At 45.5% G+C, this 25,963-nt stretch carries 27 protein-coding genes; 16 read left to right on the top strand and 11 right to left on the bottom strand.

The genetic code is table 11. The annotated features are described in order from the left end of the window. Positions 1-22: 22 nt before the first annotated feature. Positions 23-835: a PD-(D/E)XK nuclease family protein gene (locus AC3FZD_RS17485; protein WP_488737254.1), complete on the bottom strand. Its 813-nt coding sequence runs from the start codon at positions 833-835 to the stop codon at positions 23-25. Between the two features lie 69 nt (positions 836-904). Beyond that, positions 905-1,489 carry a PAP/fibrillin family protein gene (locus tag AC3FZD_RS17480; protein WP_488737253.1) on the bottom strand — a complete coding sequence of 195 codons (585 nt, stop codon included), beginning with the start codon at positions 1,487-1,489 and terminating at the stop codon, positions 905-907. A gap of 126 nt (positions 1,490-1,615) precedes the next feature. On the opposite strand from AC3FZD_RS17480, the gene AC3FZD_RS17475 reads away from it, so the two are divergent. The 6 genes from AC3FZD_RS17475 (at position 1,616) to AC3FZD_RS17450 (ending at position 4,564) form a co-directional block, all read left to right on the top strand. Further along, positions 1,616-1,864 (top strand): DUF3134 domain-containing protein, encoded by a 249-nt coding sequence (locus AC3FZD_RS17475; RefSeq protein ID WP_488737252.1) that lies wholly within the window; start codon positions 1,616-1,618, stop codon positions 1,862-1,864. Positions 1,865-1,916: 52 nt separating this feature from the next. Then, complete coding sequence (gene mraY / locus AC3FZD_RS17470) at positions 1,917-3,005, top strand: phospho-N-acetylmuramoyl-pentapeptide-transferase (RefSeq protein WP_488737251.1); 1,089 nt, start codon at positions 1,917-1,919, stop codon at positions 3,003-3,005. A 135-nt stretch (positions 3,006-3,140) separates the two neighbouring features. Further along, a complete protein-coding gene (locus AC3FZD_RS17465; protein ID WP_488737250.1) occupies positions 3,141-3,407 on the top strand; it encodes a ribbon-helix-helix domain-containing protein in 267 nt (88 codons plus the stop codon). Beyond that, on the top strand, positions 3,404-3,700 hold the full coding sequence (locus AC3FZD_RS17460) for a type II toxin-antitoxin system RelE/ParE family toxin (RefSeq protein ID WP_488737249.1): 297 nt from the start codon (positions 3,404-3,406) through the stop codon (positions 3,698-3,700). Before AC3FZD_RS17465 ends, AC3FZD_RS17460 begins: the two co-directional genes overlap by 4 nt. A gap of 248 nt (positions 3,701-3,948) precedes the next feature. Next, the gene (locus tag AC3FZD_RS17455; RefSeq protein ID WP_488737248.1) at positions 3,949-4,176 is read left to right on the top strand and encodes a hypothetical protein; all 228 of its coding nucleotides are present in this window, start codon (positions 3,949-3,951) and stop codon (positions 4,174-4,176) included. 130 nt (positions 4,177-4,306) lie between these two features. After that, positions 4,307-4,564, top strand: a complete 258-nt coding sequence (locus tag AC3FZD_RS17450) for a type II toxin-antitoxin system HicB family antitoxin (RefSeq protein ID WP_488737247.1) — start codon at positions 4,307-4,309, stop codon at positions 4,562-4,564. 330 nt (positions 4,565-4,894) lie between these two features. On the opposite strand, the gene AC3FZD_RS17445 is transcribed toward AC3FZD_RS17450, so the two are convergent. The 5 genes from AC3FZD_RS17445 to AC3FZD_RS17425 form a co-directional block, all read right to left on the bottom strand. Further along, positions 4,895-5,317, bottom strand: coding sequence for a hypothetical protein (locus AC3FZD_RS17445; RefSeq protein WP_488737246.1), 423 nt, complete (start codon positions 5,315-5,317; stop codon positions 4,895-4,897). Between the two features lie 137 nt (positions 5,318-5,454). Further along, positions 5,455-7,350 (bottom strand): tetratricopeptide repeat protein, encoded by a 1,896-nt coding sequence (locus AC3FZD_RS17440; protein ID WP_488737245.1) that lies wholly within the window; start codon positions 7,348-7,350, stop codon positions 5,455-5,457. 129 nt (positions 7,351-7,479) lie between these two features. Continuing rightward, entirely contained in the window at positions 7,480-7,932 is a 453-nt protein-coding gene (locus AC3FZD_RS17435) for a hypothetical protein (RefSeq protein WP_488737244.1), read from the bottom strand. A 152-nt stretch (positions 7,933-8,084) separates the two neighbouring features. Further along, positions 8,085-8,846, bottom strand: a complete 762-nt coding sequence (locus AC3FZD_RS17430; RefSeq protein ID WP_488737243.1) for an RNA polymerase sigma factor — start codon at positions 8,844-8,846, stop codon at positions 8,085-8,087. A gap of 273 nt (positions 8,847-9,119) precedes the next feature. Beyond that, positions 9,120-10,322 (bottom strand): phosphoglycerate kinase, encoded by a 1,203-nt coding sequence (locus tag AC3FZD_RS17425; protein ID WP_488737242.1) that lies wholly within the window; start codon positions 10,320-10,322, stop codon positions 9,120-9,122. Between the two features lie 93 nt (positions 10,323-10,415). Between AC3FZD_RS17425 and AC3FZD_RS17420 the strand changes: the two genes are divergently transcribed. From AC3FZD_RS17420 to AC3FZD_RS17400, 5 genes are all read left to right on the top strand, one after another. Continuing rightward, positions 10,416-10,826: a universal stress protein gene (locus AC3FZD_RS17420; protein ID WP_488737241.1), complete on the top strand. Its 411-nt coding sequence runs from the start codon at positions 10,416-10,418 to the stop codon at positions 10,824-10,826. 25 nt (positions 10,827-10,851) lie between these two features. Beyond that, a complete protein-coding gene (gene ylqF / locus AC3FZD_RS17415) occupies positions 10,852-11,697 on the top strand; it encodes a ribosome biogenesis GTPase YlqF (protein ID WP_488737240.1) in 846 nt (281 codons plus the stop codon). A gap of 101 nt (positions 11,698-11,798) precedes the next feature. After that, positions 11,799-14,024 carry a diguanylate cyclase domain-containing protein gene (locus tag AC3FZD_RS17410; protein ID WP_488737239.1) on the top strand — a complete coding sequence of 742 codons (2,226 nt, stop codon included), beginning with the start codon at positions 11,799-11,801 and terminating at the stop codon, positions 14,022-14,024. Positions 14,025-14,146: 122 nt separating this feature from the next. Further along, on the top strand, positions 14,147-14,452 hold the full coding sequence (locus tag AC3FZD_RS17405) for a hypothetical protein (RefSeq protein ID WP_488737238.1): 306 nt from the start codon (positions 14,147-14,149) through the stop codon (positions 14,450-14,452). Positions 14,453-14,535: 83 nt separating this feature from the next. Beyond that, entirely contained in the window at positions 14,536-16,263 is a 1,728-nt protein-coding gene (locus tag AC3FZD_RS17400; protein ID WP_488737237.1) for a succinate dehydrogenase/fumarate reductase flavoprotein subunit, read from the top strand. Positions 16,264-16,457: 194 nt separating this feature from the next. Here the strand turns inward: AC3FZD_RS17400 and AC3FZD_RS17395 are convergent, their stop codons facing one another. Further along, positions 16,458-17,399 carry a Uma2 family endonuclease gene (locus AC3FZD_RS17395; protein ID WP_488737236.1) on the bottom strand — a complete coding sequence of 314 codons (942 nt, stop codon included), beginning with the start codon at positions 17,397-17,399 and terminating at the stop codon, positions 16,458-16,460. 165 nt (positions 17,400-17,564) lie between these two features. Here AC3FZD_RS17395 and AC3FZD_RS17390 point away from each other — a divergent pair, with 165 nt between their 5' ends. Both AC3FZD_RS17390 and AC3FZD_RS17385 read left to right on the top strand, forming a co-directional pair. Continuing rightward, on the top strand, positions 17,565-18,842 hold the full coding sequence (locus tag AC3FZD_RS17390; protein WP_488737235.1) for a hypothetical protein: 1,278 nt from the start codon (positions 17,565-17,567) through the stop codon (positions 18,840-18,842). 96 nt (positions 18,843-18,938) lie between these two features. Continuing rightward, positions 18,939-20,006: a CAP domain-containing protein gene (locus tag AC3FZD_RS17385; RefSeq protein WP_488737234.1), complete on the top strand. Its 1,068-nt coding sequence runs from the start codon at positions 18,939-18,941 to the stop codon at positions 20,004-20,006. A gap of 128 nt (positions 20,007-20,134) precedes the next feature. On the opposite strand, the gene AC3FZD_RS17380 is transcribed toward AC3FZD_RS17385, so the two are convergent. After that, positions 20,135-20,875 carry a Uma2 family endonuclease gene (locus AC3FZD_RS17380; protein WP_488737233.1) on the bottom strand — a complete coding sequence of 247 codons (741 nt, stop codon included), beginning with the start codon at positions 20,873-20,875 and terminating at the stop codon, positions 20,135-20,137. Between the two features lie 185 nt (positions 20,876-21,060). On the opposite strand from AC3FZD_RS17380, the gene AC3FZD_RS17375 reads away from it, so the two are divergent. From AC3FZD_RS17375 to AC3FZD_RS17365, 3 genes are read left to right on the top strand one after another with little or no spacing between them, the layout of a single operon-like run. Continuing rightward, positions 21,061-22,005, top strand: a complete 945-nt coding sequence (locus AC3FZD_RS17375; protein WP_488737232.1) for a glycosyltransferase family 2 protein — start codon at positions 21,061-21,063, stop codon at positions 22,003-22,005. Positions 22,006-22,008: 3 nt separating this feature from the next. Further along, positions 22,009-22,953 carry a 4-(cytidine 5'-diphospho)-2-C-methyl-D-erythritol kinase gene (gene ispE, locus AC3FZD_RS17370; protein WP_488737231.1) on the top strand — a complete coding sequence of 315 codons (945 nt, stop codon included), beginning with the start codon at positions 22,009-22,011 and terminating at the stop codon, positions 22,951-22,953. Between the two features lie 5 nt (positions 22,954-22,958). Beyond that, positions 22,959-23,258, top strand: a complete 300-nt coding sequence (locus AC3FZD_RS17365) for a DUF3082 domain-containing protein (RefSeq protein ID WP_488737230.1) — start codon at positions 22,959-22,961, stop codon at positions 23,256-23,258. Positions 23,259-23,309: 51 nt separating this feature from the next. Here the strand turns inward: AC3FZD_RS17365 and AC3FZD_RS17360 are convergent, their stop codons facing one another. Both AC3FZD_RS17360 and AC3FZD_RS17355 read right to left on the bottom strand, forming a co-directional pair. Then, positions 23,310-24,155, bottom strand: a complete 846-nt coding sequence (locus AC3FZD_RS17360) for a ParB/Srx family N-terminal domain-containing protein (protein WP_488737229.1) — start codon at positions 24,153-24,155, stop codon at positions 23,310-23,312. An 82-nt stretch (positions 24,156-24,237) separates the two neighbouring features. After that, positions 24,238-25,899, bottom strand: a complete 1,662-nt coding sequence (locus AC3FZD_RS17355; RefSeq protein ID WP_488737228.1) for an adenylate/guanylate cyclase domain-containing protein — start codon at positions 25,897-25,899, stop codon at positions 24,238-24,240. Positions 25,900-25,963: the final 64 nt, after the last annotated feature.

Genomic DNA, 25,963 nt, shown 5'->3' with positions numbered 1-25,963 from the left:
GATTTCATGATGGGTAAGGGGATTAAATGGGGAGTTCTGGGATACTTTCTAGAGAAGGTAGAATCCATAATTTAGAATCAACTGTACCTTCTGAGGCTTGATCGGCAGAAAGGCGATCGCAGCGTCGAGCAAAGGGACATTGGTTGCATTCACCGGATGTGACTGCAACTTGAGGAAAATCAACTCCCTGGATATAGTCCCTTAATCCTTGTCTGAGTTGGTGTAACAGTTGATTTAACTCCGTTTGAGTCTGTTGATGTTGCTGATTATTATACTTAAATTTTAGGGAGGTTGCTTGATTGTTTAATGAATTTTTACCTTTAACAAACCAGTAAGTCATCGATATCTGTTCGGGGGTATAATCACTGGTTTCGGCTAAGACAAAGGGATAAAGACGGGTTTGCCAATTTTGTTGGAGGCGATCGCTATTTTGGGGTTGTACATAGGTTTTCCAATCCATAATTTGGGCATCCTGCGATCGGCAAATCAATAAATCATAAATCACGGTCAGCCAATAGCCCTCAAACTCCAGAGTCCTTTGATGTTCGCTCTCCCGAAATCCTTCCCCATCAGCAAATAAGGCGGGAGCAGCAGCCATCAAGCTGTCTAAACTCTCTTTAAACTGGCGATCGCGCTCTAAAATGCCCTCAATGGGTAAGCCTAATTCTCGCTGTTGCATCAACACATGAAACTGGCTTCCCCAGTCCGATTTTTCCTGCTGCTCCACAGAAACTACATAAGGAATTTGTTCTAAAAAGATATACTGAAATTTCCGCCCACAGGCACTCAATATATTTAAATGTCCCTGAGACAGACGCAAGTTCAACTGTTCCATTTTATAACCTCATCTAATTGACATTCTCCCCCATTCCCCCATCTCCCCATCCCCCCATCCCCCCATCCTCTAACACCGAGCCAGCACAAATACACTCTCCTTATTGCCCCGATTAATTCGTAAATCTCGATCCAAATAAGTAATATCTAACCAACCTTTTTGGTTTTCTTCACTAATGGAAAAATCCACCGGCCAAAACTTTGCCCCCCCTTGTATTTTCTCGATCAGTTGTGAGGGATTTTCATAGCCTAAAAACCGTTGCAGTCCCCAAATTCCTCGATTAAAACGCACATTCACTCGGCGCTCATTGACTATGGAAAAACTGGCCCGCACGCTCACCAGTCCGTCTAAATAGGGCAAGCCATCGAGTTCACCAATATTGTAAACTGCCTGTTCATCCGCCCGAATACATTGATAAATCTGGCCCAGCTTATAGAAAGGAATGCGGTCAATATTCAATAACTCCTCACTGGTGGTATACAGCAAGCGCCAGTCCCCACTGAGCAGTTCGGGAACCTCCGTAGGACGAGGGTTGGGGTTGCGCTCTTCCAACTGCACTACAGAGGACAAAATGGCCTGTTTTTGCGTGGCTGAAGCTAGGATACCGCGATTCGTACCGGCGATCGCCTCTAACAAACGGTCTTTACCAATCATAATTTTCCCTAGGTCAAAAACCTCTTTAAGGAGTAACTCTGCTTATGCTAACAACTCTTTTCCCAGAATCCTGATAAACTCAAAAGAGATCAATATTACTCCTTTAATTTTCCCATTCTCTCGGCCATGTCTTCTAAATTTGTACCGATCAAAAACCCTTCCCTACGAGAAACCCCTCGCTCTCAACTGGCTCCCATTCTCCCCTCTCCTCCCACCGAGTCCCTGGTGGACTGGTTGGAACAAACGGGACGCATGTCTGCCCGCGATATCCAAGATCAGGATTTTTTAGATGATGATGTGGATATCTCCGAACTGATGGAAGGAGGAGATGATAGCTATGAGGAGGAGGATGATGCCATCGATGATGATGAGTAGGCCATAACTCATCGATTGAGTTATTTTGTCAGTGTGAGTGTGAGGAATAACCGTGGACGCGAAACTTAGCTTTGGGGGTTTCTCCTTTTCCTGGGGAACCCGCCTATTTTTAATCTTAGCTGTGGCTCTGGGGTTGACGGCTTTGACTCTAGATTTCCAGATGAATCAATTTTCTCAAGGGTGGTTTTGTCTGAGTCTGCCCTTCTTTACGGGTTTAATTGTAACTATCCTGGTGGGTGCTTGGGCTGTGCCTACTTTGAGAAAGATTAAAGCGGGGCAAATTATCCGCGAAGATGGGCCGCAAGATCATTTGAAGAAAGCGGGAACTCCGACTATGGGGGGGATCTTTTTTGTGCCGGTGGCGGTGTTGGTGGCGCTGATGGCTTCGGGTGGCGATCGCAGTGTTCTTGCGGTTTCTCTGGTTATTTTAGGTTATGGGGCGATCGGTTGGATTGATGATTGGCAAATTCTCCGCCGTCGCTCGAATAAGGGCATTTCTCCCCGGATGAAGCTGATTTTGCAAACCCTGTTAGCGGTGAGCTTTACTCTGTGGATGGCTCTGACGCAACCGGGAGATCTGACTACAGTCGCCCTATTTGGAGCCGTTAGCCTGCCTCTCGGTTTGCTCTTTTGGCCCATTGCTGCTTTTGCCTTGGTTTCTGAAAGTAATGCAGTGAACCTGACTGATGGTTTAGATGGGTTAGCGGGGGGAACCTGCGCGATTGCCTTTTTAGCCTTCGGCGTTCTGCTTGCCCCTACTTCTCCCAGTTTAATGATCCTCGCTTGCGCCCTCAGTGGCAGTTGTGTGGGCTTTCTCGCCTATAATCGGAATCCGGCTCAAGTGTTCATGGGAGATACCGGTTCCATGGCTCTTGGGGGCGGTTTAGCGGCGATCGCCCTTATCAGTGGTAACATCTGGAGTTTAATTATCCTCAGTGGTCTGTTCATCATCGAAACCCTCTCGGTTATCCTGCAAGTGAGCTACTATAAAGCCACTAAAGGCCCCGACGGTATCGGTAAGCGCATCCTGAAAATGGCTCCCCTCCACCACCATCTGGAACTCTCTGGATGGTCAGAAATTCAAGTGGTGGGAGTCTTTTATGGTGTTGTTGGTATCCTTGCCATTCTCAGTTATCTTTAGTCTATGCCGTAGGGTGGGTTAGGGAAGCGCGTAACCCACCGAATCAGAACAAAATTGGGCGATCGCACTGTAGAGCCATTTGATTGATATATACTTGAGTATAATTTTTACAGAATAGACAAAACAACACATAAGATGAATATTACTATCAAGCCAGAACAAGAGCAATTTATTCAATCCCAAATTGAACGGGGAATTTTTGCCAATGCAGAACAGGCGATAGAGGTAGCCTTACGCTTGTTAGAAGAACAAAGTAGAGGTTACGAAGAATGGGTAGAAGAAACTCGTGAAAAAATAGATGTAGGAGTGGCACAATTGGAACGAGGTGAAAAGTTTCCGATTGAAGTTGCGTTTGAAAGATTAGATCGAAAGATTACTAAATTACCTGAGAGTCAACAGTGAGTCAAAATTTTATTTCTTCAGAAGCACTAGCTGATCTAGATCAAATCTTCGATTATTTTGCCGCTAGGAGTGTAGAAGCTGGAGAAAAGTTTACTAGTGAATTCAAAAAAAAGTGTCAATATTTAACTCAATTTCCGAATCTTGGACGCAGCTATGCTGAATTCAAACCTAATTTACGGGGAATTCCAGTTATGGGATATATTATTTTTTACCAAGTTTGCGAAGAAGGAGTAGAAATTGTTCGGGTAGTGAGTGCTTATAGAGATTTAGAGTCTGTGTTTTTGGATGAATAAGAAACTCTAGAAATTTTTGTGTTATTCATAACTGCGATCGCAGCTTACCCCGCGATAACTTTATTACGATACCAAATCCTAGGGTAGGGGCGAAGCATTTGGGCGACAATTTATCACCTCAAACCCTAGATTTTTTGTCCAAATGCTTCGCCCCTCCATGCCTTGTCCCTACAAACACGATGTCAGGAACGTTTACGATGATACGGAACGTGAAATAAAATAAAATTATCCTCCACTGAAACCCCATCATGGTTATCCCAGAACTTGAACAACAACTCTTACAGCTTTCGCTCAATGATAAACTGTATATCATCCAACTGCTCGCCCAAAGCCTTACCGTACCTAATCAGAAAACCCCCCCTGACAAACCCAGTAAACTCTCAGAGTTTTTCCGTCAATCTCCTCTAACTGAATTTAGCGAAGAGCTGGACTTTAGCCGCGATCGCAGCTTACCCCGCGATAACTTTACCCCATGACTTACCTTCTTGATACCTGCCTGATTTCTGAAGTTGTTGCCAAACACCCGAATCAAAAGGTTTTAGATTGGCTAGATTCCCAAGTGCCAGAAACACTATATAATTATCTTATGACTAAAGTAGAAGAGGAATGACTTTAACTAACTACGACTTTAATGGTTTTACAATTAATTTATATGTTGATGAACAAGGAGATTGGCTGGCACATTTTCAAGAAATGCCTAATATTTCAGCCTTTGGTGATACTCCTCCAGAAGCTTTGGAGCAATTAAAATTGGCTTGGGAATTGGTTAAAGAAGATTATCAAGAAAAGGGTAAAGATCTGCCGATTAGCGATCGCCCTTCTGCCCACAAAACAGCGATCGCTATTAATCGGCGATCGCACTAAAACGTAGGGTGGGTTAGCGATAGCGTAACCCACCGAGTTTAATAATAGGAATGGTGCGTTACATTTCATTAACGCACCCTACAATATCTGACGATCGCACTTTTAGGTGATGAACCAGAAACTTAAATTGTGATCGCACTTTTCCCAGAAAAAAGCGATCGCAGCCTACCCCGCGATAACTCGGTTAAGGGTAGGGGCGAAGCATTTGGACGACAATTTATCACCTCAAACCCTAGATTTTTTGTCCAAATGCTTCGCCCCTCCATGCTATGGGTGCGTTACTTCGTTAACACACCCTACAAGATTCGGCGATCGCACTGAGGTAATTCTTTATTCCTGCGTCGCACGTATATAAACAGGTGGACCAAACCGATATGTTCCAGATGAATAGTATAGACTTACCCCATAGTCACCCATAGTCCTGGATATACATTGTTCCTTTTCGTTAGCCTCTAAAACTTCTTGTCTTACGTCTGATGGGTCTAATTCGCCGTCGTCGATGGTATACATTAAATCTAATGTAGCCCATGATGGCTCTACATTATATTTAGTAGTTGTGTAAAAGCAAAGCGTTATATTTCTCCCCGTGTCTCTTGGAACAAAGTCGACTCTCTCTTGAGGACCGAGAATCTGCTGTACTAATACGATCGTTTCTTCTGCTAAGGCTTCTTCTGCTAAGGCTGTACCGGCTAATCTAAAACAGATGCCAATAGCAGCCATTAAAACGGCTGGTAGTTTTTTGACAATACTCATAGGACAATACCTCGTTTGTTGAAATTTACGTTGATTGGTGGTTTTTTCTTCCCACACCTTATTATTAGACGTTTCCCAACCCCAATTTGGGACTTTTTCGAGTTACAAAAAATTTTTCTCCCCCAAAAAATCCACCCTCAAACCCTAAAACCCTTCCTCCCCTTACCCTTCAACCGCCGCAAACTCTTCTCAACTTCCCCACGCGCTGGATACAATAACTGCTGACTCAATGCACTTTCATAAGCCTGTATCGCCCCCAACTTATCCCCCAACCCCAACAAAGCTCTCCCTAACCAGTAATCAGCTATAGCCGGGTTAAACGCCCTCAATTTCTGGCATCCCTGACAAGCCACTTTCCACCATCGCTGACTAGCCCGAACATCCCCCATTACCCGATAACTCTCCCCCAACCACACCGCCCCAGGTACGGATTGCAGATAAGCCCCGGCTGGTAACAACTCCCATCCTATTTTCAACGCCTCCACTGCTTCCCGATGTTTCAGCGCCAAAGCTAACACCCGCCCATGACAAAACCAAGCATCAGCTAACTGAGGCTGTAGTTTTATACTCTGCTCCGAAACCCTACACCCTCGTTCAAACTCTTTAAAATATTCCACCAACACCCGCCCCGCAGTCGCCCAAACACTCCAGCGTTGAGGAAATCGTTTCAGCATCTCCTCGACTATATCTCCCAGAGATCCCCCTAAATCCCCCTTAAAAAGGGGGACTTTGATTGAATTCTCCTCCCCCTTTTTAAGGGGGAATTTGATTGAATTCTCCCCCTGTTTTTTAAGGGGGAATTTGATTGAATTCTCCCCCTGTTTTTTAAGGGGGAATTTGATTGAATTCTCCCCCCTTTTTAAGGGGGGCTGGGGGGGATCAAAAGATAAAATCTCACATAACCCCTGATAAATTGCACCATCATCGGCATACAGTTGATAAGCTTTCACCATCATCTGTGCTGCCTGTTGATATTTTCCGGTGTCGAACAAGCACCGCCCATAGTAATACCAACCATAAGGATAATGGGGATGTTCGGCGGTAAATTTGGCTAACACTTCCACCCCTTGCGCCCAATCTCCCCGCAGAATGTGATAATATGCCAGCGATTTGTGAGCCTCAGCGCCATGGGGAATTTGTCGCAGTAAAGCAGTAATCAGACTTTTCGTTTGTTTCCCTTCTTTACCAGAAACCAACCTCATCTGACAACGCTGCTCAATTTGTCGTTGCAGTACCCGAAAATCATTGGGGGCTAGAGCTATAGCCTTGCTCAACAGCCCTCTAAGGTCTGTTTTCAAACTCAGAGATCCCCCTAAATCCCCCTTAAAAAGGGGGACTTTGACTGAATTCTCCCCCCTTCTTAAGGGGGGCTGGGGGGGATCTGAATCTGGCGGCGAAGTTTGAAAACACGCCCTAGCTGCTGAAATATTCCCCACTGCCAGCAGTGCATCATAACTGTAAATCAACGCCACAATATCATCGGGGCTAATTGACAAAACCTGCTTCAAGGCATTTAACACACCCAGAGGATTTTCTAGCTGCTGATGCACCTGTGCCAAAGCCAGCCAGTGAACCACTTTTTCAGGCTCTAAACTCGCCGCTAAATTAAAAGCAGTAATTGCCGTCTCACTCTCACCCTGACAAACAGCAATCAATCCCTGAATATGATGCTGAGTCGCTGCATTTTTGGCATAAGACAAGGCATTTTCATAGACTTCTATAGCCTCTTTTTCTTGCCTCATGATCTGCAATATTTTCCCCAGTTGCAGCCGTACGCCCAGTAAATAAGGTTGTCGCTCAATCACTTGGCGATATTCGGTAACGGCTTTTTGCCAGTTTCCCATCTCGTAAAGCAAGTTAGCCAGTTCTAACCTTTTTTTCCAGCCTTGGGGATATTTCTGGACATACTTGCTTAAAGTTTTCAATTTCTGCTCTTGTCTAGTTGGCTTTTCTTCTAAGAAAAGGTGAACATTCATCTCTAGTTCAGAAGATTCCCCCAACTGTAGCAATGATGGGGCAATGTGTTTAGACATAATTGAGACTGTCGAATTAGGAGGAGCTTAACCCCCTCTCACTCCCCCTTAGTCAGGGGGAGGACTAGAGTTTCCCCCTTTTAGAGAAGAACAAGAGATCTCAGGCGAAAAACAGGATTTTTACCTGAATTATCCACCTATCTTTTCCGCAATTGCTTCCATGAGAGCGCTCATCTCTTCACTGTCTGCTTCCGAAAGTTGACCACTGGTAAGTTGATCGATTGCCCAGTCCATCAGAAAACTAAGACAAATACTAGCTTCTATATTGTCTGGAGGAGTGTTGCAGTAATCCAATAATTTTTGGCTCCTGTCTGCTGGATTTTTCCAGATCTCATCAGCGTCAGATAAAAGTTTATCTGCGCCCGGTTGTCCTATGAGATTATCCCTAAACGGGCCAGCCATTAACTGGGCATCTGGTGTCCGATTTAACGGACTAGGGGTGAGGCTTTCAGCAGAAACTTTAATGGCGACTGACTGATCCTCTCCAGATTTCATAGGGGTTGCAGCAAAGCTGACGACTGCTGTAAATGACCACAGGAGAAGGGTACTGAGTGCGATTTGGATTTTGGGCGATGGATTCATTTTTCGTTAAAGAAGATGTAATTAACGCATACGCTCTAAGCGGTTTTCTCTAACCACTCTTTCATTTAGACGTTTCCCAACCCCATTTTAGGAATTTTTCAAGTTACGGGCAAATTTTCTGGGCAAAAAAGTTTTTTTTACCCATACCTCCTTCATCTCCAGCCCCAAGGACTGACGGAATTGTACCAGTGATGGGGTAAGCTCTCTTGACAAAGCAAGGTGACTGGATAGCTAATGTCTTCATCCTGGCTAATTGTGAGCATCAGTGATTCCCCATTGAAAGAGGGTGACAGGGCATCTAGGGGCGCATCATCTTCCCCAGCAATATATTTGACTAAACGCTGTTGCAGGATTTTGCAGGCTTTTCTAACGCATTTGCGAACATTGTCTTCAGAGCAGGCGAGTTGCTTGGCAATATCTCGATAGGATTTATCTTGACAGTAGTACAATAGAAAAGGCACACGAAGTCTGGCAGGCAAGGATTCAATTTGATGGCGGAGATATAACTGCATCTCTCGCTCTAGAATATTGCATTCTGGAAATTCTCCCTGAGCAGGTAATCCTGGGCAATCTTCAAATTTAATCTCTTCAATTTTTTCAATTATTAGTGCTTCTCGTTTATTTTTTCGATGCATGTCCATGCAGACATTGTAGATAATTCGAGTGAACCAAGCTTTAGGATATTTAATTTTACCTTCGGCTTTTTGCCATTCCCTCCAGGCTTTGAACATTGCCTGACTCATAATATCTTCCAGATCGGTTGAGTTATATCTCATCCATCTAAGACAGCATTGGTAAAGATGCTTTTGATGGATTTGCCATTGCTGCCAAAACGCGGATTTTTTATATTTAGGTGGAGTAACTGATGGAGAAAACGATCGCGTTTTCTGACTTTTAGGATTAGGGTTTGCCATCGATGCACTGGGTTGTATTCGCAATGACGGATTCTAAGGTGATTTCTCTTACTATACTTCCTTAGATTGCCGAGTGCTATAGGTATGGACTTCAACTTGCAGCAAACTCAGTAAATTTCCGTTTATATGGGGCTTTAAAAGCTAAAACGATATCTTGTTAATGAGTAATTTCAGTTGGTATTCACCAATTATTCTTTGAATAAACCCGATCCTCCCTTTCCCTGAGTCAAAGGGAAAAGGGAAGATCGACAAACATTAGAGGATTAAATTGGCTTACGCTTCATCTAACGCAGCAATACCGGGGAGTTCTCTACCTTCGAGCAATTCCAAGCTTGCGCCACCACCGGTAGAAATGTGGCTCATTTGGTCAGCAACGCCGACTTTTTCCACTGCTGCCACGGAATCGCCCCCACCGATAATGGTAGAAGCACCGGTTTTAGTTAAAGCAGCTAAGGAGCGGGCGATCGCCTCTGTACCGACTGCAAACTTATCAAACTCGAACACACCCATGGGCCCGTTCCAGATCACTGTCTTACAATCAGCTAACGCATCCTCAAAAGTTTTCACCGAATCCGGGCCAATATCGAGTCCCATCCAACCATCAGGAATATTATCGACGCTCACGGTTTGGGAATTAGCATCAGCCGCAAAATTATCCGCTACCACCACATCAGTAGGTAACAACAGAGCTACCCCCCGTTCTTTAGCCTTCGCTTCCAAAGATTTCGCCAATTCTAGCTTATCTTCTTCCACCAAAGACTTACCGACATTCATCCCCCGCGCCTTATAGAACGTGAAGATCATGCCCCCACCAATCAGGAGCTTATCGCATTTTTCTAACAGGGTTTCGATCACGCCAATTTTGCTCGATACCTTCGATCCGCCAATAATAGCCGCCAAAGGCCGTTGGGGACTTTCGATCGCCGCTTGCAGATACTGGAGTTCCTTCTCAATCAAAAATCCAGCCACCGAAGGACTCAGATACTTAGTCACCCCTTCCGTAGAAGCATGGGCCCGGTGAGCGGTTCCAAAGGCATCATTGACATAGAGATCGGCAACCGAAGCCAACTTTTGAGCAAACTCTGGATCGTTGGCTTCTTCCTCAGCATAGAAGCGCACATTTTCCAGCAGCAGCACATCCCCATCCTCCATGTTAGCGACCGCAGCGGCCACCTCATCACCAATACAATCATTGGTTTTCTTGACCTCTTTACCCAGCAGTTCAGACAACCTTGCAGCCACCGGAGTCAAGCGCATGGATTCATTCACTTTTCCCTTGGGTCGGCCGAAGTGAGAGGTTAAAATAACCTTAGCACCCTTGCCCGTCAACTCTTGAATCGTAGGCAGAGCAGCACGAATGCGAGTATCATCAGTGATAGACCCATTATCCAGGGGAACATTAAAATCCGCTCGCACTAATACTTTTTTGCCAGAAAGATCAGATGCTGACAAGTTTGCTACCGTTTTCTTGGGCACAGGATAAACCTCCTTCAAAAAAAATCTTCGTTATGTTTTTGATTACGCCATCGTCCACATTGTATAGGAGTCCGTGTCTCGGAGGTAAGACCCATGTTTAAGACTGTTCTCTTTCCCATTAACAAAAGTCAAGAAACCCTAGCCGCCACAGAGGTGGTGATGGATATCGTCAAAACCTATGGCTCTAATCTGATTCTGCTCTCTGTGCTAGAGAACGAGATCACTGAAGAGGATGCGTCCAGAGACCCCATGATCTCCCATGACCAAATTGCTGAACTGCTCGGTAAGGTCAAAAGCGGCTTTGCTAAGAGTGGTATTGAGGCTAAAACCGTCGAACGGGAAGGGAAACCGGCCTTTACCATTTGTGATGTTGCTGATGAAATGGAGGTGAATCTGATTATCATGGGAAGTCGGGGGGTTGGTCTGACGGAAGATGGATCGAAGGATAGTATTACCAATCAGGTGATTAATCTTTCTCCTTGCCCCGTTTTGATTGTCCCTTAATGTTTCTGATACGCTCACTTTAATTATGATTCAATGGTATCCCGGACATATTGCTAAGGCAGAACGTTCTTTAGCTGAACAACTCAAGCGAGTTGATGTGGTCTTAGATGTTCGGGATATTCGTATTCCGCTCACGACGCAACACCCAAAGCTGAAGGAGTGGGTAGGAAGTCGGGAGCGCGTTCTGGTGCTAAACCGGATGGATATGATTGTGCCGGAAATGCAGGATTTATGGTTACAGTGGTTTACGGATCGGGGAGAGCAGCCCTATTTTACCAATGCTAAATTGGGTAAGGGTATTGCCCAAGTGACTCAAGCGGCGATCGCTGCTGGTACAGCGATGAATGAAAGGCGACGCAGCCGGGGAATGCTTCCCCGTCCCGTGCGAGCAGTGGTAGTAGGGTTTCCCAATGTGGGTAAATCTGCCTTAATTAATCGCCTCTTAAATCGTAAAGTTGTCGAGAGTGCAGCCCGTCCGGGGGTGACGCGGCAACTGCGGTGGATTAAGATTTCCTCAGATATTGAGTTATTGGATGCTCCTGGAGTAATTCCCGCGCAGTTAGAGAATCAACTCGATGCGGTGAAGTTAGCGATTTGTGATGATATTGGTGAAGCCAGTTATGATAATCAACGGGTGGCGATCGCCCTGCTGGACTTATTTTACCAACTCAATGCCCATGTCAGTACCTTAGAAAAACTGCGATCGCGCTATGAAGTCGATCCAGAGAACCTCTCTAGCGAAGACTATTTACATAACCTAGCCAAAAGCAAATACCTGGGAGACTTAGAGCGCACTGCCCGCCAACTCCTCAATGATTTTCGCAAAGGCAACTTAGGGTTATTTTCCCTCGAATTACCCCCTACATTCTAACTTCAGGGCCAGCACTCAGTACAATGAAGCTTTAAGTCTTCTCAAGCTCGCCTTAAGAGCAATGTAGGCTTTGCCCCATCTACCGCAGGGAGCCAATTCTCATGGCCGATCGGTTTTCCCATCCCCCCAAAACCATTCCTTTATCCATCTATATCCTTGTACCTGTCGTATTGCCCATCTTGTTTGCGATGACGTTCACCGGATGGCTCTCTTTGCGGCAAAATCATCAATTAGTCAAACAATTATCCCTGCAATGGATGCAGGAAGTGGCTAATCGTTTGGAAACCAGACTCAGCCAAGATCTCGGTTTTCCTCAAGAAATCCTCAACTCCTATGAAACCTTACCCCTAGACGAGGCGATCGCCTTATCCAATCAAAATTGTTTTTGGCCCCTCCTCAATAGTTTTCCCACCCTTCAAGGCATTTCCATCGGATTACAAGCCACTGGAGAACTATTAGCCATCCATCGCACTCAAACCGGTGACCTTATTTGCACTCAAGTTAACCGCGAAACAGACAATCGTTTATTTGCCTATCCCTTGAACGATCGAGGTGATATTCAAGAACCAGTTCAAACCTCTTTTAACTCCTATGATGTTCGCCAAGAATTTTGGTACAAAAATAGCCTCATTGAAGATCGACCAACCCTAAAAATAACACAACTTCCCTCCCGCTCCAATCCCTCAGTTAATCTACAAATCACCCAACCCTTATACAATCAAAAACAACAATTGTCGGGAGTAGGAAAAATTGATTTTAACCTAAACTATTTTGCTGATTATATTCAAAAAAAATCCCTAGAACTCTCCGCAGATATCCTAATTTTAGATGAACAAATAAAGCCTCTGATCTATTCAAAATCAACTCCCCAAAAACAAGAATTAATGGATTCCCATTTACTGCCTGCCCTTCAAAAGCATCTCCCCAGTAAATCCACTGAACCCTTACAAATTATTAGCCACAACCAACAAAACTATTGGAGTTTCAGTTTTGCTTATCCTTTACCAGGTGAAACCCAATGGTGGATTAGTATCATTGTGCCTGAAAAAAAAATCTTTCAAGCCGTAGAAATCAAGTGGCGTAATTACCTTTTGATTAATTTCTGTGCTTTATTAGTAGCGATCTCTTTGGGAAGTTTATTAATCAATAATGTCAGCCGTATTCTCGATCGGTTAAGTGAAAATGTAGAACTGGCAATCCAGGGAATTTTAACGCTTAAAATCCCCAAATCATCCATGGTCGATCCTCTTCAGCGCTTAATTAACAGTGCCCAAAAATTAGTAGATTATGGTTTTTGCATGATGGGGTTAATCACCGAGGAAAATCAACAGCTATTAAACAAAGTAGAATCGGGCACAAATTTATTAATAGAAGCGGTGGAAAAAGCAGATAAAGCCAACTTGAAGCTGCAACAATCACAATCCCTACTAGAAAGTATTATCAATAGTTCTATGGATGGGATTATGGCATTTCAAGCCCTCCGCGATCGGCGAGGTAGAATTATTGACTTTGAGTGGATTGTTAGTAATCAAGTCTGTGTCTACTTCTTCAATCTGAATACCGTTCATTTGGTAGGAAAATCTTGGCTTCAAGAAATCAATAGTCCTAACCTGAGAAGCTTATTCGATCATTATGTTAGTGTCGTCGAAACAGGGCAAACTCTAGAATTAGAATTTCCCTACGATCATGAAAATGAGCGGGCTTGGTTTCATGTCATTGCTGTCAAACTCGGCGATGGATTATCGGTTAACTTTCGAGATATCACCGATCGGAAAAAATCGGTATTTGAATTGCGAAAAATGCTTGATGAAGTCCACAAACTCGCCAATACCGATGGTTTAACTAAAGTAGCTAACCGTCGTCAATTTGATGAATGCCTCTATCAAGAGTGGTTGCGGTTAAAACGCGATCGCCTGCCCCTATCTCTGATTTTATGCGATGTCGATTACTTTAAGCTCTATAATGATACCTATGGACACCAAGCTGGGGATGAGTGTCTGATTCAAGTGGCCAGAGCCATTCAACATTCAGTCCGACGCGCTAGTGATATGGTTGCTCGCTATGGAGGAGAAGAATTTGTTGTCCTGCTTCCGAATACCTCAGAAGAAGGCGCAAAAGTAGTCGCCCAGTTAATTCAGTCTAAAATAGAAGACTTGCAAATTCCCCATAAAACCTCTAAAGTCGCTTCTACGGTTACCATGAGTTTAGGGATCTCTACATTGGTTCCAAGCGCAGAAGTCTCGAAAGAAAGCTTGATTGCTCTAGCGGATGAAGCGTTATACGAAGCCAAAAAGAACGGACGGAACCAATTTGTGGTCAAATCTTAAATGTCGATCCCGTAATGTAACAAGATGTTGCAAGTCTTTTAAAACTATTGAGAAATGGGCCAAAATCTCCTGGGGACTTTACCCTAGTTCATTAAATAATGTTAATCTTTCCCCATTAAACGATGAACAATCAAACCTATCGCCTCCATTGCACCCTCTCCTTTGGAGATATCTATGGACAAATCATTGTCTGGTTAATTGTAATTTTCCTGAGTTTAGCGGCAGCTCTAGCCCTGATGGGCGCGGGTAGTCCGGTTTATGCCTTAGCGACAGTGGGATTAATTCTCGTTCTTTCCCTACCCTTCCTGCTGTTTAGCTTTGTGACCACCTTACTCAACCATATTGAATTTATACCAGTTGAAGAGATAGCTCAAAAACGGCCCTCTCGTACAGGAACTGCCCAAAAGCCTGCCCAAGCTGCTGGCTAATTGATGCCTATTTGATTGCTGTAGGGGCTACTGGCCCCTCCCATGCCTGTTTCTTAACCCAGTTGGAGAAGATCGACTAAACCATGTTAGACCATGATGTAATCATTGTTGGCGGTGGACTGGCCGGCTGTCGTGCGGCCGTGGAAATTGCTCGCATTGATCCGAGCCTTAATGTTGCCGTTGTTGCCAAAACCCACCCAATTCGATCGCACTCGGTGGCCGCTCAAGGGGGGATGGCTGCTACCTTGAAGAATGTGGATTCTGAGGATAGCTGGGAAGCTCATGCCTTTGATACGGTCAAGGGTTCCGACTATTTGGCGGATCAGGATGCGGTAGAAATTTTAGCCCAAGAAGCCCCGGATGTGGTGATCGATTTAGAGCATTTGGGGGTTCTCTTTTCCCGTTTGCCCGATGGCCGCATTGCTCAACGGGCCTTTGGCGGCCATTCCTATCGCCGGACTTGCTACGCTGCGGATAAAACTGGCCATGCGATCCTGCATGAGTTGGTGAATAATCTGCGACGCTATGGGGTGCAGGTGTATCAGGAATGGTATGTGATGCGCTTGATCCTGGAAGAGGGAGAAGCGAAGGGCTTAGTCATGTACCATATGCTCGATGGCCGCTTGAAGGTGGTGCGAGCGAAAGCAGTAATGTTGGCCACTGGGGGCTATGGGCGGGTGTTTAACACCACTTCCAATGATTTTGCCTCTACTGGGGATGGGTTGGCGATGGTGGCTCAAGCGGGTCTACCTCTTCAGGATATGGAGTTTGTCCAGTTCCATCCGACGGGATTATATCCGGTGGGCGTGTTGATTTCTGAGGCAGTACGGGGTGAAGGAGCCTATTTACGCAACAGTGAGGGCGATCGCTTCATGGAAAATTATGCCCCTAGCAAAATGGAGTTAGCCCCCAGGGATATTACCTCTAGAGCCATTACCCTAGAAATTCGTGCCGGTCGCGGTATTCATACCGATGGCAGCGCGGGCGGCCCCTTTGTCCATCTCGATCTGCGCCACATGGGGCGGGAAAAAATTATGAGCCGCATTCCCTTTTGCTGGGAAGAAGCCCATCGCCTGGTGGGTGTGGATGCAGTGGAGGAACCGATGCCGGTGCGTCCCACGGCCCATTATTCGATGGGGGGTATTCCAGTGGATACGGATGGCCGGGTACGCAGTGGGGTAGAAGGGTTTGTAGAAGCCCTATTTGCGGCGGGAGAATGCGCCTGTGTGTCGGTGCATGGGGCGAATCGTTTGGGGAGTAATTCCTTGTTGGAATGCGTGGTCTATGGACGGCGGACGGGGGCGGCGATCGCCCAATATGTGCAGTCTCGTAAGTTACCGGACTTAGAGGAAGCACCCTATCTGCAAGAGGCGAAAGAACAACTGCAAGCCTTGTTAGAGCAACAGGGAGAACAGCGCATAAATCCCCTACGCCAAGCTTTTCAAGATGCCATGAGTCAATATTGTGGGGTATTCCGCGACCAAGAATCCATGGAACAAGGATTAGAAATTACCCAAAACTTGCAACAGCAATATGGCAATATTTATCTGGATGACCGGGGGTCTTTGTGGAATACGGAAATCATTGAGGCTTTGGAACTGAAAAATCTGATGGTGGTAGGACGGATGATCCTCACTTCTGCTCTCAATCGTAAGGAGAGTCGGGGGGCCCATTCCCGCGAAGATTATCCCCAACGGGACGATCCCAATTTTCTCAAGCATTCTCTGGTGTTTTATTCGGCCGCAGGGATTGATATTCAATATCGACCGGTGACTCTGACTCGGTTTGAACCGCAGGAGCGAAAGTATTAATTAGATTATCTGTAGGGGCGGGTTCACCCATATGTTCGTCCTCCCACCCAGATTTTCCTGAACCCGCCCCTTGTATCAGAAGAGAGTCGGCGATCGCTGATGGGGTGGGGCGGGTTTACGGAATTAATTTGTCGGTATCCTAGATTTGGGTATAACCCGCCCCCTACTTGAACTGACTAGGTTCATACATAATCTCAGGTGAGATTATCCGGATCGAGACCCAGTTGTTGCAGGCGTTCTCTTAATTGTTGAATCTTCTGATTTTGTTCCTCAACAACAGTTTCGGCTAGGTTTGCCCTCTCCCGTTCACGCTCGCGATCGGACTCAGCCTGATTTGCTCTCTCTTGCTCGCGCTTGGCTCTCTCTTGTTCGCGTTCGGCTCTCTCTTGTTCGCGTTCGGCTCTCTCTTGTTCGCGTTCGGCTCTCTCCCGTTCGCGTTCGGCTCTCTCCCGTTCGCGCTCGGCCCTTTCTTGCTCTAACAGAGCCACTTCTTCGGGTAACAAGATCAAATTGCCCTCTGAATCGTAAAAACGCAACCAGGGGGCATTTTCTTTCATCAATTCCCCTTGCCAAGTGCCCAACCATAATCCCAAACTTGCACACCATAACCACCCTTGGTCATTCGGGCTAATTTCCTCATACTTGCGGTTAGTACCTAAACGCCATCCCTGTAATGAGTTAGAGTCAAAGGGATTGTAGACAAAATAATCGCTGGTTCTAAAGGTTTGTTCGTATAACTTTTTCTTTTCATTGAGATCCTGTTGGGCGGTTGAGGGCGACATCAATTCAACAATGACATCAGGATAGCGTCCTTTCTCTTCCCACACGATCCAACTGCGGCGTTCTAGGGTTCCATCTACATTTAAGACAACAAAAAAATCCGGCCCGCGAAAGTCTTTGTTTCTGACTTGTGCGCTACTGTAATAGACGAACATATTGCCACTACTATAGTAATCATTGCGTCCTTGATAAGCCTGGTGCAAGGAGGCAATCAAGACATTCATGCCGATGCGATGGCGATTGCTTTCCAAGGGTTCTCCGTCGTCATAAGGTAAATCGGTGGGCGGAAGGGGAATGACTTCTTCTTTAAGGGTTTCGGTTTGAGGTTGTTGTTCATCTATCAATTGAACCGACATTGTTTTTTTCCTCAATACTGAACTTATCGTAGTATAGCACTATGCCTGGAGATCGCCCTTTTCCCCGCCTCGAATTTTTGCTAGGGTATAGGGAAGGCGGCTGAGGACTATACAGCGCTTCACGCGGTAATTGGGTAATGGGAAAACCATAAGAGGTAAGCGCAGATGGCTGTTCCGAATCTGAAACTGATGGAAGCGGTGGAAAATCTGGGCTACCGGGTAACGGTAGGTGATGTTGCCGCTAGTACGGGGTTGAATGTGGAGGAAACGCAACAAGGACTCTTGGCTCTGGCTGCGGATGTGGGGGGACATCTCCAGGTGGCTGAGTCGGGGGATATTGCCTATCAGTTTCCGAAGAATTTTCGCATGATTCTACAGAGTAAGTTTTGGCGCTTGCGTTGGCAAAAGACGATGCAGCAGATTGGGCGAATTTTGTTTTATCTGGTGCGGATTTCTTTTGGGATTTTGCTGGTTTTGTCTTTGGTCTTGATTTTGGTGGCGATCGCCGTCATTGTTATTAGCGTGCAATCTGCCCAAGACGGAGATTCTGATAGTAGCAGCGATCGCGGGCCATCGGTGCGTTTCTTTTGGTTTCCCCTAGATTTAGCCGATTGGTTTTGGTTCTTTTCTCCGGATTATTCGAGTAAGCAGCCTCGCCAATCCTCCGATTCAGAAATGAACTTTTTAGAGGCGATTTTTTCCTTTTTATTTGGAGAGGGTAACCCCAATGCCGATTTAGAACAACGCCGTTGGCGAGCGATCGCCGCAACGATCCGTTCTCGTCATGGCGCTGTGGTGGCTGAACAACTTGCTCCCTATTTGGATGATTTAGGTAAGGGCTATGATTTGGAATATGAGAATTATCTATTACCGGTTTTAGTGCGTTTTAATGGTCGTCCAGAAGTAACCCCAGAAGGGGGCATTGTTTACCAGTTTCCCGATTTACAAATTACCGCAACGGAGGAAGACGAGGACAAAAAACAGGATTCTTATCTCAAAGAGAAGAAATGGCGCTTTAGTTCGGCTAGTTCCAGTCAAATTATGTGGGCAATTGGCTTAGGAGCAGCGAATTTGATTGGCGCATTAGTGTTAGGCAGCTTATTATCCGATGGCACAGTTGCTGCTCAAGTGGGGGGAGTTGTGGCTTTTGTTGAGTCGATTTACGGAATTTTATTAGCCTATGGTGTGGGATTTTTAGCAATCCCCCTGGGTCGCTATTTGTGGATCGGACAGGCGAATCAGAAGATAGAACAACGCAATCAAATGCGCCGCGATCGCCGTTCTCTGCTCCGTCATCCTAACGCAGAAGTGCAGCAGAAACTCGACTATGCCAAAGGTTTGGCTAAAAAAGAGGCGATCGCCCCCGATCATCTCGCCTATACCACCGAAACCGATATCCTGGAGCAAGACATTGACCGACTCGGAGACGGCGATCGGGTATAAAGTTTGAAGATTTATGACAATTTTGGCGATCGTGCATAAAATAGCCTTCATTTTTCTGAGATCCCTATAGAGGCACTTATTAATGAGGTGAATGTTATGAGTCAAGAATTTATTAACCGAGTTGTAGAGTTAACCAATCTTCAGCGCAGTCAATTCGGTTTAGCTCCTTTGGTTCTGAATGCACAGTTAACCCAAGCTGCTCAAGTCCATACTCAAAATATGGCCTTTCAGGACTTTTTTAGTCATACGGGTTTAGATGGTAGTTCTGTTGGCGATCGTATCAACGCTACTGGATATCAAGCCTCTACCTGGGCAGAAAATATCGGTACTGGATATCAAACTCCAGAACAAGTGGTTGATGGTTGGATGAATAGTCCCGGACATCGAGCCAATATTCTCAATGCCAATGTACGAGAAATCGGAGTGGGTTACTTTTTCTTAGCTAATGATACGGGTAATGTTAACTACAATTACTATTGGACGCAAGTTTTTGGGAATCCTCTCAGTGGTGTTGTAACCCCTACCCCTACCCCTACCCCAGTTAATCCCGCTAGTCCCTTTAACCTGGGAACTGATGCCAATGACCAAATCACGGGAACGGCAGGTAATGATACTATTTTAACCCTAGGGGGAGATGATATCGCCACGGGTAATAGTGGTAACGATTATGTCAATGGGAATCTAGGAAATGACCAGGTTGCCGGAGATGCCGGTAATGATTCTGTGCGTGGGGGACAGGGCAATGATTTTGTCACTGGGGGAGAGGGGAATGATTTTGTGTTTGGCGATCGCCAAAACGATCAAGTCTTCGGCGATAATGGCGATGATATCCTCTATGGTGGCCAAAACGAAGATTATCTCGATGGTGGAGCAGGTAACGATATCCTCTATGGAGATCTGGGTTCAGATGTGATGATTGGAGGCGCAGGAAATGATATGTTTGTTCTGCGTACCGGTGCTACCGATTTAATCTTTTACGACGATGCTGAAGATTATATTGGCTTAAGCGCAGGGTTATCATTTAATAGTTTAACCTTCAATTCTGGCAGTGGAGAATCAGCCAACGCCACCCTAATTTACCTCGCTGGAACTACCGATATTTTAGCCATTCTCCCCAATATTGCACCCAATCAACTCGATCCGGGAGATTTTGTTGCCGTCTGATCGAATTGGCTTAAGAGAAACTGGGGTTCTCTAAAAACCTTGGTTTCTCAATTACAGCCGTTGTACTGGGGAAATGGCAGCTTCTGGAGAGTCTACACGATAGAGGAGATCGGGAGAAAAAAAGTGAGCTAAAGTTGGCGATCGCCCAATCGCTTCAAAAAAGATTGTCGAGCAGCTAAAATATCGGGAATCTGCATACACTCTGCTAGTACCGACAAATCGAGATCGGGTAAAAATTGACTCTCTTGGGCGCGATCGTATCCGCTCAAATCCGATCGCAGCAGGTAGAGCGACAGGCGATCGTTTTGCCAAAACCAAACCTCTGGGATACGAAATCTCCGATACTTCTCTAGCTTACAGCAATTTTCGCTGCTATGCGGTACATCTAGATCCCCCTGAATCCCCCTTAAAAAGGGGGACTTTCCTATTCCCCCCTTTTTAAGGGGGGCAAGGGGGGATCTTTTTTTGCTGTACCTCATTACCCCGCAAAACGCTGTATCAATACCACCACTGGTGAAGACGACTTCAATGGCTAAATCCGGATAGGGTTTATCCTCTCCAAAACAATAGGATTCATCGGGACTAAATGAAGCACCTCGTTCTTCGGCTTCGCAGGTGGCATTCCCGACGGGGAAAAAAGGAATCCCCATCTCAAAGAAATAGACTTCTAATAAAATCGCAATTAATTTCTTAATCCGTTCGTGTTGTCGGCTGGTGGTCATAAACTGAATATAGCCATCGACATAACTAACCTTTAAACCAGGGATCTCTTCTACCCAGATTTGCAGGGTTTTGAACTGCTGCCAACTGTGACATCCAGGAAGGATAAGCTGTTGTTCGCCAGTTGTCTCTACAATAGATGACATCATGACCTGTGTCCTGAGATAAACTTTGTTCTCGATCCAATCATAATGTGGATCGCCAAGATATTGCCCTCTCCCTTTTATGCCCGCAGGAAAATCCCTCTCCCACAGGAGAAGCGCCACCCTGAGCGGAGCCGAAGGGGGGTTGGGGGATGAGGGTAACTTTTGAAAATGCTATATTTCCCACAATCATGAATGCACCTTTTTTTCCCCAGGTTTCGGTTATTGTGCCGGTGTATAACGGTGAGGAGGATTTACCGGAGTTGTTGCAGGGATTTCGGCAGCAGACTTATCCGAGCGATCGCCTAGAATACTTAATTGTAGATAACGGTAGCCGCGATCGCACCTGGGAAATCCTCCAAGCTGCTGACTTGCCCAACCTTAAACCCCTCAGTCAAACCCAGATCCAAAGTTCCTATGCAGCGCGAAACCTCGGCATCAAAACCGCTCAGTATGACATTCTTGCCTTTACCGATGCCGACTGTCGCCCCCAACCGCAATGGTTAGAAAACCTGGTTCAACCCTTTGCCAAGCCAGAAATTGGTTTATCTGTCGGCGAAATTATTGCTCTTGCTGGTAACACTCTACTGGAACAACACGCCGATCGCCAAGAAACCCTCTCCCAAAAACATACCCTCGCTAACGCCTTCTGTCCCTATGGACAAACCGCTAATTTAGCCGTGCGTCGCTCTATCTTCGAGCAAGTCGGATTATTCCGTCCCCATTTAACCACGGGAGGAGATGCGGATATCTGCTGGCGTATTTTGCGCGAAACCGACTGGAAACATGAATTTGTCCCCGATGCAACCGTCAAACATCGCCACCGTCGCACCCTCAAAGAACTGCAAAAACAATGGTATCGCTACGGGGAATCTAACCGCTATCTACATCAACTCCATGGGGTAGACTTGATGCGTCCCCTGACTCTCAAAGAAACCCTCTATCGGATGATGCGCTGGATGCTCAAAGAAGTCCCCCTCACCAGCGCCAAAATGCTCTTAGGGAGGGCTGATATTGTAGACTTAGTGAATACTCCTTTGGGGTTGTATATGTTCCAAGCCAGAACCCAAGGGCAAAGGTTCTCTGATCTGCCGGAAAATGCCCGCTATATTGAACCCCTCTCCCCCAACTCGTAAACCATGCGTTCATATACCCTGTTAGCCTGCGCGAAAATTAATTTATATCTGGAGATTGTCGGCGATCGCGCCGATGGCTATCATGAATTGGCTATGATCATGCAAAGTGTGGATTTGTGCGATCGCATTCATATCGAACCCTCCGGTACAGATAGCATTCGCGTCACCTGCAACCATCCTGATGTTCCCTGCGACTCCAGCAACTTAGCCTATCGTGCGGCAGAATTAATGCGCTCCGAGTTTCCCAAATACTTTGCTCGGTATGGGGGGGTAAATCTTCGTATTGATAAACACATTCCTGTGGCTGCTGGGTTAGCCGGAGGATCGAGTAATGCGGCGGCTGTATTGGTGGGGATGGATTTATTATGGAATTTGGGCTTAACCCAGGGAGAATGCGAGGGGTTAGGGGCCCTTTTGGGGTCAGATGTGCCTTTTTGTATCCGAGGGGGAACGGCTTTAGCTACGGGAAGGGGGGAAAAGTTATCTCCTCTGCCGGATCTGGATCAACTCTATGTGGTGTTGGCAAAATATGAAAGTGTAAAAATCTCCACTGCTTGGGCGTATCAAACCTATCGTGCTACCTATGAGCAGTCCTATATTCGCGACCCGGAACATATTGAGTCCTATGGTCAAAAAGTCCATTCTGGGACGATGGTAAGGGCGATCGCCAGTAAGAATCATCCTATCATTACCGAAGAATTGCGGAATGATTTTGAAAAAATTGTTTTACCCGAATATCCCCAACTGGTGACGCTCAAACACCGGTTTATGGAAGCGGGAGCCATGGGTACACTGATGTCTGGCTCCGGGTCTACCGTATTTGCTCTTACGGAGTCTAGATCGGAAGCCGAGCGAATTAAAACTTACATTGAACAAGAATTGCATCATCCCGATCTCAAGTTGTGGGTGGCTCAATTTTCCCCTACAGGCATTAAAGTGAGTGAATAGTAACCATGACTGAAAACCAGAAACCCCCGATTTCCAGCAATGTTACCCCAGTGCGCTGTTTAACCGGCGCTCTCATGAGTGGGGCGATCGCCTCCTTTCTCTATTTCCTCTCCCTATCCATTATCCAGACTTTTGCCAATAAGCCCCTCGCAACCAAGAATGCGATCGCCCTCAACATCGGCGCAGCCGTCCGTACTCTTGTCATGGGAATGGGATTATTAGCGACTGGCGTATTTGCCTTAACTACAGTAGGATTAATAGCCCTAGCCATTCAGCTCACCTTTCGCAAAACCAGTGCCCATTAACTCAATCCTTCTTGCTGTTCTCTGCGGCTCTGTGGTAAACATCCTTACTTCTTATTCCAGTTTTGCCGCAATTTCCTCTAAAGACAACTCTTGAGGTCGAGGAATTTTACAGGTAGAACTGTTGCCATAGGTATACTCAGGATCGTGAATCATCGCCAGGGTTTGATAAATATGGGAACGATTAATCTCATCGGGTAAAGTTAAACCAAACTCTTTCAAACAATCCGCTAATTTGAATTGATAGAAAAAGATTCTTTCCCCTTGCGGTCGCTCAAAAAATCCCCAATTGAGTGCCATTCCTACTGCGGCTCGATAGGGATCATTTTTCAATTCACCCAGATTCTGGGGCAAATCTTCAGGATTAATCTGATTCCCAGGAGTTCCCAGATAGGTATAATTATTGGCTTGCATGGCTGACCAAAAATCCGGTTTATGCCGCCAATCTTGGATAATTTCAATATTTACCTGAATGTTCGGATCGCCCTGATAATAGTTCCAAATTGCACTCATGGTATGGTGAGAATCGACCATATAAAATTGATTGCCTGGCCCTAAAACAACCGGTACTTTTTCATCCTTTACATAATCTTCAACACTGGCATATTCAGTAGATTCTCCAAGCTCAATTACCTTTAAAGAAGCGACTTGATATTGCACTTGATACTCACCTACAACGGGTTGTGTGGGATGTAAATCAGCGATCGCAATCTGGCATTCTAGAGGGCTTCTCAGTTGAGGGGGACGGGAGGGACAAGGAGAAATTTTAGCATCTGCGGAAGGAGGGATCAGAAGGGATAAACCGATTACGGTTAGGGTAAGGCACAAAAGCCAAATCTTTTTCACAGTCAAACTCGCCAAGTTATGGACATTTTTACAGGGTAACGGTGATGCTCCCATCCGTCAAATTACAGCGCTTTGCGCTGTGATGGGGGGATAGGGGAGATAGGGAGATAGGGGGAAAATAAAAGAAACTCATGGCTTAAATTTCGCTGGCTCCCTCTGCATTTTCCTCTACATTTAAGGTGTCTTGATAGGGTATTTCTTCCCAAAGAACACGATAAACTTGTAGGGGATCTTTTTTGCCTTTGACTTGTACAAGAGGTAAACACTCTACAGGGATTTTCTTGGACTTGAGTTGGGCTAGAGTGCTGGCAGAAATGAGGATTTCATTGGCTTTCGCTTCACTACAAATGCGACTAGCTACATTCATCGTATCACCAATATGGGCATATTGAATGAGCCGTTCTGTACCAATATTTCCAGAAGCGACTCGTCCTGTATTTAAGCCGATGTGAATATGAATGGGATGATGATTACGGCGTTGACGCTGGATATTCAGCCGTCTGACTGCCCATTGCATGGCAATCGCCGCTTTAACGGCTCGTTCTGCATCATCCTCTCGTTGGTAAGGTGATCCCCAAACCGCCACTAAGGCATCTCCAATATACTTTTCTAGGGTTCCTTCGTAGGGAAATACAATTTCTTCCACCATCATGCCGAAATATTCATTGAGCATTTCAATGACTGCGCGGGGAGACATGAGGGAAGACATCTGAGTAAACTGACTGACATCGGAAAATAAGGCGGTAACTTCTGTATCGACAATTTTATTGAGGTTGCCTTCTTCCCGCAGTTTACGGCTGACAGCTTTGGGGAAAAACCGCTCTAGTTTGTCCCGCAAGACGGCTTCAGATTCCATTTTTTGATACAGTTGACTATGATCGATGGCGATCGCCGCCTGATTCGTCAAAGCTGTTAAAAATTCTACATCCTCATCGGAATAAACATTGGCTAAGGACAAATTATCCACATATAACACCCCAATTACTGTATCGCGGGGTTTGAGAGGGGCACAAATGGAAGCATGAATACATTGACTAATAACCGAATCCGAATCACTAAACCGACGATCGATTTGGGCATCTGCTGTCATAATGGTTTGTTGCTTTTCACGGACAAAATCAGTAATTTTTTTACTATAAAACTGATAATCTGCGTGAATACCAGGTCGAGAATTAACCGCTTTAACTTGCAGTTTTTGAGTTTGGGGATTAATCAATAAAATTGCCGCTCGATCGATCTGCATTAAATCTAACAGAATTTCTAAGATTTTCTTGAGTAATTTATCTAATCTTTCTGGATAAGAAAGCTGTTTACCCACTTCTAACAAAACTTTAAGCTTATCTTCTTTGCGCTTTTGTTGATCTTGCTCTCGCAATTTCAGTAAGGATAAAGATCGTTCATTATCCGATAATAATTCAGGCATTCCCCCAGGGTTTTGATTGACCGAGAATTCTTTAATAATGGTGCGATTTTCTCCTGGTTCTAAACCTGTTTCTTCTTCCACCACTTCCAGTTGCTCTCGATATTGAAATCCCACTTTTCCGCAACGAATAATATCCTTATCTTTGAGCCATTTTTTTTCAATTCTACTTTCATTAATAAAGGTATGATTACTACTCTGGAGATCGCAAATCTCTACACCACTAGGTGTCCAGTTAATTTCTGCATGATGGCGAGAAATACTAGCATGACTAATCACGATCGTATTATCGAGCGATCGCCCTAGGGTATTGGTTCCCCAACGTAATTCATAGAGTTTTTCATCCTGACTATGGGGAGCGTAGATTAAGTACGGCATAGTGTTCTTAAGCGGGATGATAAGGGGTGGAGTAAAACCATTGAATTAATTTCAATTAAAGTTG

Source organism: Roseofilum sp. KMC-1 (genome assembly GCF_057802075.1).
The sequence above is the reverse complement of the archived record's forward strand: the minus strand, read 5'-3'. Positions and strand labels throughout refer to the sequence as shown.